Consider the following 14,861-nt stretch of genomic DNA (forward strand, 5'->3'; position numbering starts at 1 on the left):
CCCTGCGCTGCCCGAACGCATAAAATGGAAGGAAGCCTGAATTATGAAAGCTGTTCGCTACATCGCCTTCGCCATCGTCGGCCTGATTATCCTGGCAATTGCTGCTGTTGCGGTCGCCGTAATGGTCATCGACCCCAACGATTACAAACCCCAAATCGAAAAAGCCGCCGAAGACAACACCAACCTCGACCTCATCCTCGAGGGTGACATCGGCTGGTCTTTCATCCCCCTCGGCCTGGAACTCAATGATGTGGAAGCCACGCTTGAGGGCGAACGCTTTGTAAAACTGGACCGACTGGTGGCTCAGTTAGACTTCTGGTCACTGATCGCCATGTCACCCCGAGTAAACACTTTCCTGCTGGATGGCCTGGACGCACGCCTGAATGTGGATAAAGACGGCAACGACAACTGGACCCGCATAATGCCGGAAGGTGAGGCGGATGAAAGCCAGACACCGGCTGAAGAGCAGCAAAGCGAGCAAGCCCAGGAGGATACCGAAGCCGGGGGCAGCGAGCCGCTGAACTTCAACGTGGAGAACGTGGAAATCAGCAACGCCCAGGTTCACTACAACGATGCAAGCACTGGCCAGTCCGTGACCCTGGAAGACTTCACCGTTAATGCGAGCGATATCACCCTGGGTAGCAGCTTTCCGCTGGACATCAGCTTCCGCGTTGAAACCAATCAACCCCAGCTGGAAGTGGATGGCCGCCTGAGCGCCCTTCTCGCCGCAAACGAAGCCCTCAACGAATTTGGCATCTCTGACCTCGAAGCGGTATTCGACATGAAGGGCGAACCGTTTGGCGGAAAGGCAGTGACCGCCAAACTGGCCGGTGCCATCGAAGCCAACCTTGAGAACGAGACAGCCAATATCAATGGTTTTACCGCCAGCCTCGCTGACCTGAAGCTCAACACCGACCTGTCGGTTCAGGGTTTTGGCGACAAGCCAAAGCTGGAGGGCACACTCAGCATTGACGAATTCTCACTCAGGGAACTGCTGGCAGCCCTTGGGCAGCCAGCCATCGAAACCGAGGATCCGGAAGTCCTCAAGGCCATATCCTTTTCCACCAAAATCGGCGGCCCAGCCGGCTCGGTGGCTCTGAGTGACCTATCCATCGGTCTTGATGACACCACCTTCACCGGCGGTGGCAGCTACACCCTGAGCAACAGCGCCGTTGCCCTGAACCTGCAAGGGGACGCCATTAATGCAGACCGCTACCTGCCGCCCACGCCGGAAGAGGACCACAGCGGAGCCGCCAGCGAGGAAGAAAAAGACAGCGGGGAGAAGACCGGCGGCACAGCTCAGGCATCTGCCGAGGAAAGCGACCTGCTGCCCCTGGAAACCCTGCGCACCCTGCTGCTGGATATTGATCTCGGCTTGGGCCAACTGATCATCAGCAATCTCACCATCAACGAGATCAAGTCTTCCATTACCGCCAAAAACGGCGTGCTGAAAGTGGACGAGTTCAGCGGCAAGCTGTACGACGGCAGCTTCGGCGCCAACGTCACCCTGGATGCCCGCACGGATAACCCGAAATGGGCGATTGGCTCCAAGGTAAATAATGTACAAACACTACCGTTGCTGACGGACCTGGCCGAAGTCGACATGCTCGCCGGTGGCGCCAACCTGTCCGTGGACGTGAAAACCACCGGTAACCGGATTTCCGTGCTGCGTGACAACGCCAAAGGCGAAGTCGGCTTCAACCTGGCCAAAGGCGAGTTCCGCAAAATGAACCTGACTCGCATGGCGTGCCAGGGCATTGCACTGGCAAACCAGGACACCCTGAGTACCAGTGACTGGGGCACCACAACCCCCTTCAACGATATGAAGGGCACACTGAAAATCGACGGCAACACCCTTAACAACACCGACCTGGTGGCCGCCCTGGCCGGCATGCGCCTGGAAGGCAACGGCACCGTCGACCTGAAGCAAACCGATCTGGACTATGAACTGGGCCTGAGGGTCGTCGGCGAGATTCACCGCGACGAAGCGTGCCGCGTGACGGAATACGTCAAAAACGCCGTCATCCCGGTTGAGTGCCGCGGTAACTTCTCCGAAGACCCTGCCGGCCTGTGCTCCTTCGACGGTTCCCGCTTCCGCGACACCCTGAAGGACATTGCCGCCAATGCTGCAAAGGCAAAGGTCAAGGAAGAGACCGATCGCGCCAAAGAAAAAGCCAAGGAAAAAGTTCAGGAAAAGATCGACGAACAACTGGGCGAGGAAGGCGACAAGATCAAGGACGCGGTGAAGGGGCTGTTCAACCGATGAGTGACCGTTTCGCCCGGGATTTGCTCGCATGGTACGACGAACACGGCAGGCATGACCTGCCGTGGCACCACAACCGCACCCCTTACCGGGTCTGGGTATCGGAGATCATGCTGCAGCAAACCCAGGTCACCACGGTGATCCCCTACTTTCGGGCCTTCATGCAACGGTTTCCGGATGTTCAAGCCCTGACGGAAGCGCCGGAGGATGACGTACTCAGCCACTGGTCCGGCCTTGGCTACTACGCCCGCGCCCGCAACCTGCAAAAAGCCGCCAGAACCGTGGTGAACGACTTTGGCGGTGAATTCCCGGCTGACCAGGAAAAGCTGGAATCCCTCACCGGTATCGGTCGCTCCACAGCGGCTGCTGTCCTGGCCCAGGCCTTCGGCAAACGGGCGGCCATTCTCGACGGCAACGTCAAACGCGTACTCGCCCGCTACCACGCCGTCCCCGGTTGGCCGGGGCAAACCAGAGTACTCAATACGCTGTGGGAACATGCCGAACAACACACCCCGGATACCCGGGTACGGGACTATACCCAGGCCATCATGGATCTGGGTGCCATGGTGTGTTCACGCTCGCGCCCCGCGTGTGAGTCCTGCCCACTGCAAAGCGGCTGCCTTGCCTACAGGAATAGCGAAGTCAGCCTTTACCCGGGATCCAAGCCCAAAAAGGCCAAACCGGAGAAAACCACCTGGATGGTCATCCTCGAAGACAGCGACGGAAGGATCATGCTGGAACGACGCCCTCCCAGCGGCATCTGGGGTGGCTTGTGGAGCCTGCCCGAGCTTGACCCCGCATTCAGCCCCGATGAGCTTCCTGAGGCCTGTGAGCAGGCCTTTGGCTTTGACTGCAGTGATGCCGAACTGATAGGTGGCTTTCGCCACACCTTCAGCCACTACCACCTGCACATCCAGCCCGCCAGGCTTTCAGTCACAGCCAGCAGCAACATCGCCGACAATGACAGCCAGCGCTGGCTCCACCGGGATCAGGCTCTCACCCTGGGCCTTCCTGCGCCGATACGCACTCTGCTGACCAACCCGGAGCAGACCGCCCTGCTCTGAGTTCACACACTGACCGGCCCCCGCCCCGATCTGTTATCATCGACGCCAGTTATTAACTCGGCCAATTCCAACAGGAGCAGACATGAGCCGCACCGTTTTCTGTCGCAAGTACCAGGAAGAACTGGAAGGACTGGACTTCCCGCCCATGCCCGGCAAGAAAGGCCAGGAAATCTGGGAAACCGTCTCAAAGAAAGCCTGGGAAGAATGGCAGAATCAGCAAACCATGCTGATCAACGAAAAACACCTGAGCCTGATGGACCCCAACACTCGCAAGTACCTGCAGGCCCAGATGGAGCGCTTCTTCAACAACGAGCCGTTCGACAAGGCCGAAGGCTACGTACCGCCGGAAAAATAAGCCTTATTGATCAAAGGCTGAGCAATCCGCAAAAGATCCGGAAATTTTTACCCCTCAGCCTTGACTCAAAACAACGAAACCGGTTTAATAGCGCCCCGTTGCACAGCAGTAGCGCAACACGCCCGGATAGCTCAGTCGGTAGAGCAGGGGATTGAAAATCCCCGTGTCGGTGGTTCGATTCCGCCTCCGGGCACCATTAAGAATTCTGACGAAGCCCGCCTTGTGCGGGCTTTGTTGTTTCTAGCATCCTCGCCGATAACAAAATACCTTATGTTGGATAGAGCCTTAGTTCAGGCCCCGTATACCAAACTTTACTATTTTTATCCGTCAATAAATCACTAATCAAAGCATACAATGGCTTCATCAAGGCCTCTTCGATAAAAACCGCAATTGTCGGATTCATGTTGGAATACGAAAGGTGTAGCTCGGTCTCTTTGTTATGGACTACTGAACACCTAACCTTATAAACAATTTCGCAATATTTTCTTACATTTAGATCGTTACACAGATTCGTATATGAGGAAATCCCTCTTATAGCAAGCCTAGAAAGAAATTGATTGCAATCAACTGTATCCCAGCCTTGAATAGCAGTAAGCCTAGCTATAGAACCATTTACTATATTCTCGAAGGAGTCTCCATTAACAGATCTCTTCCAGAAATTACCATAACTTTCTTTTTTGAATACGTTGGTCAATGCATCTAGCTCCCTCCCTTGAACAGCCTCACTCAGTCGACGAAAGTCCCTTAGAGAGAAGACATCTCCATTATTATCTCTACCCAAATTAGCAAGAGGAACCTTAAACATGAAATTCTCTATAACATGATACAAAGAAATATATTTTCTAAGTAAATCACTAGCACTATTAAACTCACTCAGCACGATTAGAGTTTCTTCAAACTGGGAATAGGGATCACGCGGGGAAATTCTGTCCAAATAAACAGAGGATGAAGTCAATGAGTTTGCGGAAATTTCTGTATGGATTATTTTTCCCTGCAAAGCTGCATGCATTCTAAGAGCTGACTCGGCACACATACTAGACCCTTCGCTCGAGAAAAGAATATATGCTTTTGAAAAGTCCAGCCCCTCATCCTCCTCGATCTTCGACATTACTTTAATCAACAAAGCTATCAATCCGTTAGATAAACCAGAATCCTCCATATTTGAATGAAGATCTCGCGCACTTAGATCAATAAACACCAGAGAATCTTTTAACCTTGCACTGTTATGGTATCCAAATATAGAAAAATTACTGAACGCCCCTCTACACTCAGAGAGAGAAAACGCCGCATCATCAAAAACTATGTCGTCATCTAAATCAATATCACCATCACTCTCGATAAAACCAGATAGCTGAAGAACTTTTTTTAGCCTTATGAAATCCTCTTCAATGGGAAAACCATCAAAGCAAGACTCACCCTCTAACTCATCAAGAACTGCCATCATGCACGGATCACCTAGATCCTCCATATAGACATTATCAATCTTATCTCTGCAGCTATCCAATATATCGTATGAATTTTCTACGAACTCTTCGGGGTCTTCATTAACTTCAAAATACTCGTCAACACTAGCGAGCAGCCTATCAATCCAGCCAATGGCAGCAGGGTAAAGTATATCCTTATATTTCACTTCAACGCACCTCCGAAGTATTCCTCCCAAGATGCAAACCCCCTCCCTGAAACAATATCATAAACAGCCTTATAAACAGCCTTTTTGTTTATAGACCCTACATTTACTTTATTTAACTCAACCCTATTTCTGTGATGCTCAAATTCATCAACTGACAGCTCTCTAACCATTTGATCAACCGATGAAATTAAACCATCAAAAAACTCATAGAGGCCCACTCCTCTCTCTTTCGAAGAAGCTCCTATGGCTCCGAAAACACCGACAAGAACCACTTCCCTCCCAAGCCATCTGAGACCATCTACGCCATAATTTTCATTAAGGGATGCGTCCAACTTATAGACAAATTCGATAAACTTCCGAAGAAACTCTATATTAAACCCTTCAATAAGCTCAACTTCTGGAAGGTTTCCAGACTGCAGACCGCTAATAAAATCCGAGTTTGTATTCACGACTTTACCAGCAGAAAGAGATATGAGTGCAGATATTATATGCGAAAAATGATACTGCCCAAGCCCCCGACTCTTACTGTACTGGGTAGCGCTAACCTCCCTCTCTCTTTTAAATTCAATGTGGTCATTGGATATCTCCTCTAACTTAAAAAGCGTACCCAAAAACAAAAGTTCAAGTTGATGCTTGATGTTTACCGATTTATGCCCAGCATTCAACAAAAGCATTTTTTTAATTTGATTATCACTAGATAACCCACACCAAACCTCAAGCCATAATGAGTTCCCTTCAAAAAATTCAATCGCAGAATCAAGCTTAGAAACCTGAAAATCAAACAACATTTTTACAAGCTTCCGAGTAGCCCCTACCTTCTTGAATTCTGAAGAAAATCTCCTATAATAAGAATTAATATTTTCTTCTGAGAGACCTTCGTTTTTATTGGATATAACAACGTCTATAGCATCGTGTATCACTTTTAGCCGATGCGTTCTCTGAAGCCCATCTAGAATCCTATAGCCCTTTAGCTCAATACTTTCTTCATTGACTGTCTCGCCTCCAGAAACAAGAACTATAGGGGGGATATGCCGCTTCTCTCTGACAGTCTCAACCAAGTTATCTAAATACCTATTACTTACAATCCCTCTCTGGACATCAAATTCCTTATAATCCGTTGGTATCGATCTTATATAATCCGACAAACTCACCCTACAAAGATAACATTTGGCATCATCCTCTGATTTGCAATCTAGTATTTTTAGCCTCATTATTTTCCTTAATTGTGGTAGCTTTATTGCCGGAGATTTAAATTATCTGTACGACAATCTGACACTGTCACTATTAAAATCAGTTACCAATTAAGCGCTAGCGCTATTTCGACCAGAGTGATCCGCCAAGAAGCCGTCGTATTCAGGTGGCAAAATTGACATCAAAGAGTCCGAAGTCACAGTTCCCAAGTCATAGGTCAGATCCAACTGCTGAAGATAGGAAACAAACCTTCGTATATTCCCCCCTCGTGTCTGCGAAGTGGAACCTCTTTTGAATGTTCGCCGATCCGGGTCAAAGTATATTCTGCGGGCAGCTTCAATAACCCCACAACAGGACATAAAATATTGCCTCGCGGCAAGCTGCTCTATCAACTCACCACGATCACTCGGCTTCTTACTGAGCATAAATAGCGCATTCTCTCCATGATTCGCTACAAGCATCCAAGTTGTGTAAAGCGCATGTCTAGGCCTGTGATTCCAGTTCTGGCTCAGTACGTAGTTGTATGGTTTTTTCGGATTTCTTTTGCCTTTTGAATCAAGAGGACAAAGTTGCTCAAACCAGTAAAGTGCGAGCCAAGTCCAGAACCCAACATCTCCCAGCAACTGTTGAGAGCGCACGTTTTTCAACAGCTCTACTAGGTAGATTCCCATGTCATAACGGGTTTCAAATTTCGTGCTCTCATCCAGCCTCAGCTCAACACCCAAAGACTCTGAGGTCCGGTCATCAGTCAAATAACCGACCGGGACGGCAAGGCCGCCATCCCCTGACAATTCCCGAATGTAGTTTTCAAAGGCCTCAATACCCTGCTCATTAAGACGTCTTACTTCAACCATGGGCCTGCTCCTCCATCCGTGTTATCAGATGATGACAAAGGTGATGCTGGTTGCTGAAAGCAGAGACTACATCGTTGACCCAGCCTACAACCCTATCAGGGTCTTCATCATCGAGTAGTTCTTCGGGAGCAATTTTATTTGCGAAACGGACCCAATCACTTTGCCAGCCTTCCTCTTCCTGAAGGTCGTCATTCATGTAAATGAAGAACAGGACTTCACGGAAAGCTGCTGGCAGGATCAGAGCCTGGAAAAAGGGATTCTCAAGTAGCTGTGACTTTGCTTCAGGAATCTTGTTATTGATGCAAAGAACCGGCTTTTGATCCTCAAATGACATCTTCCACGTAAGATTGCCCATATCCGGCGCACTTCTGAATATCATCAGTGATTCGTTATTCTCACCATCTTCAGCTCTTGGAGAGAGTCCTTCCGCAGAAGCAATAAGCCGACCGATATGTTCGGAATTATCCACCACTTTGACTCGAAAAAGCGTAGGCCCGGACAGATCGATCTGGTCCAGCTTAAGATGATCGGGCGGTATCGGGGCCGCAACCGTGCCAAACTCGAACCGTTGAGATGTATTCCGATGGTAGGCTTCTATATAAATGTCAGCGTCTGGAGGCAGCTTAGACCTATCGAGCTTCAGGTTAACCCGAAATTCCGGTGTATCCCTGTCTTCCAAAAGCTCAATCTGAACTTCTGTTCGCTTGATGTGTTGGCGACCAGTATGGTTTATGTGCCTGGATATCTGCATCATTCTTCCTCCAGCGCAACAGCGTTCAGCTTCACTTTCAAATCTCTGTGGGGATCAAATCCAGTAACCTCTACACTGAACTCCGGACCTGTCACTTCAAACTCAATCCTGTTCTCTCTGACGTCCACCAAGCTTACACAATCTGAACCGCTTTCGACCTTGGCGCTGTTTCGCTTGGCAAAGTCAAAATCAAGCCGGTTGTATTTTTTGAAGGGGTTACCTGCTGCAGTGTCATATGCGGCCAAGACTTTAAATGTCATGGGGTACTCAGCTTCCGAAGCTCCGTTAGCTGGCCGGATTGCAAAACCATCAGCAGTAGTCTCGATCCTCGCAACCTTAGGCCTAGGTGCTGGAATATCCTCCGGTGGCTCAGGCGGGTGCACATCGGGTTTCGGGTCTTTTTTCTTGGGGGTCGCAGTTCCCTCGGTGAAAAAGAACTTTGCCAACGCTTTTTCGTCCTCTTCCTCTTCCGCCTGGATCAACATGTCATAGAAATTGATCACCGCATGCTTGATTACTTTGAGCCGATCTCCAGGCGATACATAGTTTTTCCGAAGTTTTTCTGCATTGAATATCCACTTCGTATGAGCTGGATTTTCAGCATCACCAAGAAACGCCGATATGGTTTCGTCATTGGCTATCATCGCTCCAAAAGCTTTGCGATCACCAAACTTGGATTCCGCAGGAAGTGTCAGCCCTCCCCTAACATAGAGATCTACCCCTTTTTCTATGTTTTCCGGGCGCTGAACAAACACATAGAACTGAGTAGGAATGGTCTGCTTTGCCGGCTTGGTTTTAATAGAGAGGGGAAGCCTGACACCAACCACATCCCCGTTTGAGAATCGTTCACGAAGGGATTCCAGCTCCTCTTCTTCGAAGTCATCCTCGTCCAAACGCGTGTCATTGATCCACGACTCTTTCAACGAAACAAAGCTTTCAGAGTTAATGCACCGATTGGCTTCTTCAATGAAATCAAACAGCGCATCGATGTCCTTCAGTTTTTTTCCATCGGCGTGCTTATATGCCAACTCACGAATATTCTCTGCCGTAAGCCTTACGTCTCCAAACTGCAGAATGAGCTGCCCCGTGAGAATTGGGTAAAAATAATTCTCTATTGCCACCCCAATCATGCTTTCAGGGCGAAGCCCCTCATAGGGGAACGGAATTACAATCGACAAACCAGATTCCCGCTGGCGAGAAATTCCAAATTGGTTTACGAAGCTTTCTACAAACTCAGCCCCTTTCAGTGGCACTGGCATCTGCTGAAAGATATCGCCCTCTCCTTCCATGTCACAATAGTAAGCATGGGCGGGGTATTCAGCGCCTTCATGGGTATGGAGGTCCAGAACAGTCTGGCCCATAAGGTAGCGGTCCGGGTCATCATTCCGAACAGTTAATCCAAAAAACACCCCCAGCATGGAAGAGCTCGAATACACCAGCTTTCCCAACCCCCATCGCCCACGACTTGTTCCCGTTTTGTGAGACTTGCCATGGCGTCGCCAGAAGTCACTGAAATTATCGCTATCCTTGGTGTTCGTTTTGCCAGTAAGCCCTTTGGTACCAAAATCTTCAATTACCAAGGCCGAAGGCGCACTAAAGTCCACCTCCTGGATATCACGTCCCGCAGCTTCAGCGTGCTCAAGTTGCCCTTTAAAAATATTCTTAACGAATGAGGGATCCAGCCTGTCTCCATCGACAAAACTGAACCGAACATGCGTGGTTTCTCCGGGAAGAGTCGCATCCAATGAGTTCTGAATCGACTCCCTCACGATGGTGTCGGAAAGCTCAACCTCATCATTTCGGAACTGATCCCGCTGTGTGACGCCGTTTTCAACGTAACAGGCGAGCTGTGGAATGAACTGCCAGGCCATTATTGCCTCCCTTCATCACTGGAGTTAGTCGAGTTTGAACACCGATTCTTCTGACGCGCCGTCTGCTGTAAACCTCGCTTTGGCGCTTTTAAGTTCTCTCTCCAGAGTCCTGAATATTTTTTCTACATCTTTGTCAGTGTAGGTGTAGTTACTTTTATTGGAAAGATTGCCCAGCAACCTCATTGTTTTGACAATATTGTTGACCCTAGACTCCGCTAGCCTTACAAACTTTTCTCTAGATGTCTCCATCATAATCCACCATATGTACGAGTATATTTTGAAAATGTACGAAACATAGACCACCAAGGTCAACCATAATTCGATTTTCTCTAAAATATTTGACAAGCAAGAAAGGGGTTCAGAACGAGGAGCATAAGACAAATTACGATGACTAACGTATCTGACAATAAACGCAGAAACAGGAAAGGGAAACGCTGGGCCAGAGCTGGCCCGGGAAAATCAATTACTTGAGAAGATCGTAAACAACATCAGCAATCTGATTTGCAAGCAGCGGAGGAACCGCGTTGCCGACCTGGACGTACTGCTGAGTTCTGTTGCCTTCGAAAAAGTAGTTATCAGGGAAGGTTTGTATTCGAGCTGCCTCCCGAACCGTTAGACTCCTGCATTGCGAGGGGGCATAGTGAATGAAATAGTGCCCATCCTTAGCGATGTGGCTGGTTACAGTACTAGGCGTTCGATCTCTAGCCTGAACCTTGAATCGGTCCACGAAATGCCCCGATCCCCAATTCTTATGGGCGGGAATCGAATCAGGATGATTATAGTCTCCAGACTTTGGCGAGGCCCCACCTTTGTGTTCTGCAAAACTACTAGCGAAGAGGTACCGAAAAATATCGGAGGGCATGTGACTGCGAGCAAAGTGGTTTAGGCACCCTTCAAGATTCTCATCGAAAAACCAGTTTTTCAGTTCCGTGGGCAGCGAGGAACCGACCTTTCTGCCTCTCTTATCGGGAACATAATTGGCGCCTTGCGAATCGAGAGAGCTCTTCACCGCATTTAAGAGAAAGTCACGAGGCAACTCAATCCCACACTCCTCCAGCCAAGGTTGGACGGCTTTTGCAGCTTGTTGAAGGTTTTGGTGCCAGTTTTCAGAGGTGTTTTCGATCTTCGTCAAACCACTCCTTAGTGGAGGCAGATCTCTAATTACATCCGATGTTCTAAAATACGGAGGCTCCCTACGAGAAAGCATTCGTGGGCTCTCTCCCTCTTTTAAAACATTCTTGCGAACACCCAGCAGAATCACCCGATGACGAGTCTGAGGAATCCCAAACTCTTCAGCCTTGATAAGGTAATCCGTATTTGACTGATAGGTCCTATCCCCCAATGCGTCGGGGTAAGGAAGCGGCATAGATAATGAGTAAATGTCGTACTCTACCCCGAACGACTCGCCCAGACTTTTTGCCGGATTCCTGAGATCCCTGAGAATCGAATCAAATATCCGGCTTCCATGAACTTTGGCAGTCAAAATGCCGCGAACGTTTTCCATGACAAAGACTTCAGGCTCAACCTCTCTCAATACCTTGAGGTATTCCTTGTAGAGAAAATGTCGCGGATCATTTTCCGGCTGGTAACCCTCAACCCCCCTGTTGCGAGCTCGCCCAACCACAGAGTATGCCTGACAGGGAGGACCACCGATAACCACCCAGGGCCCCCGGTGCTGTTGTTTTACGGCCTTGATACGATCAAAGATGGCATAGTGATCTTCGGAGCCCAATGCCCGGGGTGTCCCCAGCGTCTCCTCTATGGCAGCTTCACTTTGAGATTTGAAAGCATCAAACAACTCCTTCCGGAGCTTGGGGTCGCCAGCTTTCACATAGTCGTAGTACGCTTTCGGGACTTCGCCTTTCTCAAATTGACGAAAGAAGGCCCGCAAAGTTAGCGTCCGGTGGGCACTGGCTTCTTTCTCAACCGAAGCGACCAGTTTGAACGGCCTTCTGCCTTCCGCATCTTCGAATGATGAAAAGCCTTCGCCTAAGCCCCCAGGACCGGCAAACAGATCTACGATATGAATCTTGCTACTCATTTCAGGCTGAGCGCCCCTTCAAAAAGGTAGTAGGATACCAGTACTGCCCTATAAAACCAGGTCTTAGAGCTGATCTATGAGTGATATTGTCGATTCTCAGACCCGATCGCGAATGATGTCCGGGATACGAGGAAAAAACACAAAACCGGAGTTGGTCATTCGCTCTGCTTTACACGGGTTGGGATTTCGTTTCAGGCTTCACAGAAAGGACCTTCCGGGTCGTCCGGATATTGTTCTTCCTCGATACCAAGCAGTAATTCAGATAAACGGATGCTTCTGGCATGGTCACATGTGCGCTCTTTTCAAATGGCCCAACACCCGGGAAGAATTCTGGAAGACGAAGATTCATGGAAATATGGAGAGAGACAAACGGAACCTCGCTCTACTCGCTGAGAATAACTGGCGAATCTGCGTAATCTGGGAGTGTGCTCTTCGCTCAAAATCCTCCGAGCAGGTTGCAAACCTTCTAAGCGATCTCGAAGCTTGGATAAAAGGCCCGGCAGAATATGCGGAATTCTCTGGCTCTTTCCCAACCAGATCTCAATAGCCAATGTGTCAAAAAAGCATCTACGCGTTTGCGGCTTTGTGTGCTGACCTGTGGTTGATGACTCTTGTATATTGTTGATTTATATTTGGATATTGTTTTATTTGGCACAAGGAAAGCCTGCGGTATCGGGCTCAATTCCCGCTGCCGCCACAGAACACCGAGAGAAAAGCCCCAAGCCCCAGAGAGTGCCTTTAAAACAGGCACGTATCTATTATAGAGAAGATTGCCCAGACCTCTACATAAAGAGACCACCCCAAAACAAGGGGTGGCCAAACATTATTCAGAATCAGAATTCGTATTCAAACATGACCTCAGAATCGTCCTCGCACCAAGGTCCCAAATCCTTCAATCGGTCAATCGCGGAGCTTAGAAGTATTTCAGGGTATATCCCCGAAAACAGGCTCTTTACCTCTTTTTCGATCGACACCGAGGGATGGGAATAGCCATTTTGACTACCACTAACCGGCGCTGAAAACTCTTCGCACCTCTCGAATTGAGATTTGATGCAGCCTATGACGTCCTTCTCAACGTACTTTGCTGCGGCATTAGGAAAAGTTCTGCCGATATTCCGACCGATCGTAGCGTGAATGTGGTCAAATTCAATCGACGATGCAACCTGGAGCTTTCTGTGCAGCCAGCCCCAGGATTGAAACCCTGCTGAGCGAGCGGCTTTATCGAGATACCAGGAAAGCGCCTTAGAAGCCTGCGAACACCGCTTTTCAGCTTTTGCCGCGCTCTTAAGATTGTTGATGAAGCTTTGACGAGAAATAAAGATACGCATTTCATTTTCTCCTTGCAGCATCTGGTTCGCGAAGACTAGGTGGCTGATCCGCAAGCCGTACCAAGTTCACCAGACGCTGATGAGCAAAATGAAACGGGATAGACAGGAGTTGCTTTTACGCTTTGCGTTTGCGGATCCGCAGGCTCACTCGAAAGCCATTCAAAAAGATAGCAGATCAAAGGAAAACTGCAAAGGCCCATCCGAGAAAAAGCGTTGTGAAAACTACAACGCGTCCATCAGGTGTCCACGCAACTACGTTTTTATGTGGGTTAAAGCGGTTCTAAAATTTCGTAAATTGTTGATTGTTCAGCACTGTGTACAAATAAGGTGTTGCTGCACCGGATTGAAAATCCCCGTGTAGGTGGTTCGATTCCGCCTCCGGGCACCATTAAGAATTCTGACAAAGCCCGCCTTGTGCGGGCTTTGTTGTTTCTGGCGTTCACGAAACGCCAATTCCCACGCCGCCTCCAGGCTCACGCGGTGGCCAGTTGCTCCTGCTCTGCCAGGAAAGCATCGATTTCCTTGAGGTATTCTCGGTTGTCATGATCCCACGGGTGGAAACCCGGACGGAAGTAATCAAGGTAGTTTCCGATCTGCTTTCGCAGCATACCGATATCACCAAAGGTATAACGGAAGAACTGGCGCCACCCCTTCAGGTTCCCCAGATGCCCTTCTGCACGCAGAGCCTCGATGAAAACCGGTATGATCAGTCCCCAGAAGACAAGGGTTGCCAGGACCAAGCCAAAGCTTCGCAGACTATATGCCTTAATGCCGGTCCCCATCACTGCTTCGAAAACATCAAAGGCTACCGCCTTATGTTCGGTTTCTTCCAGGGCATGCCAACGCCAGAGTGCCGCGTATTTTGGGTCAGCGCCATTGGTCAAACGGGGCTCTTTTAGCACACTGTCCGCCAGCAAGGCAGTAAAGTGCTCAAGGGCAATCGTGCCACTCAACGACACGGGCCTGGAATGCTTGGTGAAGCCATCAAGAATCCTCTTGACCCGCTTCTCGAATCGAGCTGCAGCCGGTACTTTGTTAAAGAAGGCCGAGTTGTAGACCTCATGCTCCCTGCCGTGCATGGCCTCTTGCCCGATAAATGCCGAAACGGCCTTCTTCAGTTCCGGATCGGTAATCTGGTCTCGATACGCACGGACGCTGTCAATAAAGAACCGCTCGCCCACAGGGAGTATTGCCGAAAAAGTATTCAGAAACGCAGTGAATACCGGACCACCCGCTGTATTCCAGTCTGAGATTTTGTTCTCATCCAATTTGAAATCCAGGTCTCTGCGCACAGGGATCAGCATGGGGCGGCCAGAACGCTTACGCTTCGCCATTTTCAAGAATGGCTCAATGCTTGTTATTTTGCTCATGATAAGAACCTTCTTCGTTGAGAGGCCAATACTAGCCGAGGCTACAAGTAGGAAACGGGCAATACTTCGCCTTCAGCCTTGGGAGTACTGAGATTCATCATAGAGGCCGACTTGAACTTAAAGGAATGGGAAAAAGCACCAAA

The 14,861-nt window shown here is 49.3% G+C and carries 12 protein-coding genes and 1 tRNA gene; 5 read left to right on the forward strand and 8 right to left on the reverse strand.

What is annotated here, in order from left to right:
• Positions 1 to 43 precede the first annotated feature (43 nt).
• The 4 genes from MARLIPOL_RS03935 (at position 44) to MARLIPOL_RS03950 (ending at position 3,878) form a co-directional block, all read left to right on the forward strand.
• Positions 44 to 2,266 (forward strand): AsmA family protein, encoded by a 2,223-nt coding sequence (locus tag MARLIPOL_RS03935; protein WP_012136790.1) that lies wholly within the window; start codon positions 44 to 46, stop codon positions 2,264 to 2,266.
• Positions 2,263 to 3,327 (forward strand): A/G-specific adenine glycosylase, encoded by a 1,065-nt coding sequence (gene mutY, locus MARLIPOL_RS03940; RefSeq protein ID WP_012136791.1) that lies wholly within the window; start codon positions 2,263 to 2,265, stop codon positions 3,325 to 3,327. Before MARLIPOL_RS03935 ends, mutY begins: the two co-directional genes overlap by 4 nt.
• Positions 3,328 to 3,409: 82 nt before the next feature.
• A complete protein-coding gene (locus MARLIPOL_RS03945; RefSeq protein WP_012136792.1) occupies positions 3,410 to 3,682 on the forward strand; it encodes an oxidative damage protection protein in 273 nt (90 codons plus the stop codon).
• Between the two features lie 120 nt (positions 3,683 to 3,802).
• Positions 3,803 to 3,878 (forward strand) — tRNA-Phe (locus tag MARLIPOL_RS03950).
• 72 nt (positions 3,879 to 3,950) lie between these two features.
• Here MARLIPOL_RS03950 and MARLIPOL_RS03955 read toward each other — a convergent pair.
• From MARLIPOL_RS03955 to MARLIPOL_RS03985, 6 genes are all read right to left on the reverse strand, one after another.
• Positions 3,951 to 5,312 (reverse strand): hypothetical protein, encoded by a 1,362-nt coding sequence (locus MARLIPOL_RS03955; protein WP_012136793.1) that lies wholly within the window; start codon positions 5,310 to 5,312, stop codon positions 3,951 to 3,953.
• Positions 5,309 to 6,523, reverse strand: a complete 1,215-nt coding sequence (locus MARLIPOL_RS03960) for a hypothetical protein (protein ID WP_012136794.1) — start codon at positions 6,521 to 6,523, stop codon at positions 5,309 to 5,311. The genes MARLIPOL_RS03955 and MARLIPOL_RS03960 overlap by 4 nt, the downstream gene beginning before the upstream one ends.
• 90 nt (positions 6,524 to 6,613) lie before the next feature.
• Positions 6,614 to 7,357 (reverse strand): hypothetical protein, encoded by a 744-nt coding sequence (locus tag MARLIPOL_RS03965; protein ID WP_012136795.1) that lies wholly within the window; start codon positions 7,355 to 7,357, stop codon positions 6,614 to 6,616.
• The gene (locus MARLIPOL_RS03970; protein WP_145768730.1) at positions 7,350 to 8,111 is read right to left on the reverse strand and encodes a hypothetical protein; all 762 of its coding nucleotides are present in this window, start codon (positions 8,109 to 8,111) and stop codon (positions 7,350 to 7,352) included. The genes MARLIPOL_RS03965 and MARLIPOL_RS03970 overlap by 8 nt, the downstream gene beginning before the upstream one ends.
• Entirely contained in the window at positions 8,108 to 9,979 is a 1,872-nt protein-coding gene (locus tag MARLIPOL_RS03975; protein ID WP_012136797.1) for a hypothetical protein, read from the reverse strand. The genes MARLIPOL_RS03970 and MARLIPOL_RS03975 overlap by 4 nt, the downstream gene beginning before the upstream one ends.
• Before the next feature lie 463 nt (positions 9,980 to 10,442).
• Positions 10,443 to 12,020: a DNA cytosine methyltransferase gene (locus tag MARLIPOL_RS03985; RefSeq protein ID WP_012136799.1), complete on the reverse strand. Its 1,578-nt coding sequence runs from the start codon at positions 12,018 to 12,020 to the stop codon at positions 10,443 to 10,445.
• Between the two features lie 115 nt (positions 12,021 to 12,135).
• Here MARLIPOL_RS03985 and MARLIPOL_RS18235 point away from each other — a divergent pair, with 115 nt between their 5' ends.
• A complete protein-coding gene (locus MARLIPOL_RS18235) occupies positions 12,136 to 12,567 on the forward strand; it encodes a very short patch repair endonuclease (protein ID WP_407638038.1) in 432 nt (143 codons plus the stop codon).
• A gap of 286 nt (positions 12,568 to 12,853) precedes the next feature.
• On the opposite strand, the gene MARLIPOL_RS03990 is transcribed toward MARLIPOL_RS18235, so the two are convergent.
• The gene (locus MARLIPOL_RS03990) at positions 12,854 to 13,348 is read right to left on the reverse strand and encodes a hypothetical protein (protein WP_012136801.1); all 495 of its coding nucleotides are present in this window, start codon (positions 13,346 to 13,348) and stop codon (positions 12,854 to 12,856) included.
• A 473-nt stretch (positions 13,349 to 13,821) separates the two neighbouring features.
• Positions 13,822 to 14,718 carry a metal-dependent hydrolase gene (locus MARLIPOL_RS03995; RefSeq protein WP_012136802.1) on the reverse strand — a complete coding sequence of 299 codons (897 nt, stop codon included), beginning with the start codon at positions 14,716 to 14,718 and terminating at the stop codon, positions 13,822 to 13,824.
• Between the last annotated feature and the right edge of the window lie 143 nt (positions 14,719 to 14,861).

The sequence above is a fragment of the Marinobacter lipolyticus SM19 genome (genome assembly GCF_000397065.2).
GTDB classification, from domain to species: Bacteria; Pseudomonadota; Gammaproteobacteria; order Pseudomonadales; family Oleiphilaceae; genus Marinobacter; species Marinobacter lipolyticus.

Bases quoted from the DNA above. Each gene is read 5' to 3' on its own strand.
- MARLIPOL_RS03960 (WP_012136794.1), bottom strand. From the start codon at position 6,523: ATGAGGCTAAAAATACTAGATTGCAAATCAGAGGATGATGCCAAATGT.
- MARLIPOL_RS18235 (WP_407638038.1), top strand. From the start codon at position 12,136: ATGTCCGGGATACGAGGAAAAAACACAAAACCGGAGTTGGTCATTCGC.
- MARLIPOL_RS03990 (WP_012136801.1), bottom strand. From the start codon at position 13,348: ATGCGTATCTTTATTTCTCGTCAAAGCTTCATCAACAATCTTAAGAGC.
- mutY (WP_012136791.1), top strand. From the start codon at position 2,263: ATGAGTGACCGTTTCGCCCGGGATTTGCTCGCATGGTACGACGAACAC.
- MARLIPOL_RS03935 (WP_012136790.1), top strand. From the start codon at position 44: ATGAAAGCTGTTCGCTACATCGCCTTCGCCATCGTCGGCCTGATTATC.
- MARLIPOL_RS03975 (WP_012136797.1), bottom strand. From the start codon at position 9,979: ATGGCCTGGCAGTTCATTCCACAGCTCGCCTGTTACGTTGAAAACGGC.
- MARLIPOL_RS03970 (WP_145768730.1), bottom strand. From the start codon at position 8,111: ATGATGCAGATATCCAGGCACATAAACCATACTGGTCGCCAACACATC.
- MARLIPOL_RS03995 (WP_012136802.1), bottom strand. From the start codon at position 14,718: ATGAGCAAAATAACAAGCATTGAGCCATTCTTGAAAATGGCGAAGCGT.
- MARLIPOL_RS03985 (WP_012136799.1), bottom strand. From the start codon at position 12,020: ATGAGTAGCAAGATTCATATCGTAGATCTGTTTGCCGGTCCTGGGGGC.
- MARLIPOL_RS03945 (WP_012136792.1), top strand. From the start codon at position 3,410: ATGAGCCGCACCGTTTTCTGTCGCAAGTACCAGGAAGAACTGGAAGGA.
- MARLIPOL_RS03965 (WP_012136795.1), bottom strand. From the start codon at position 7,357: ATGGTTGAAGTAAGACGTCTTAATGAGCAGGGTATTGAGGCCTTTGAA.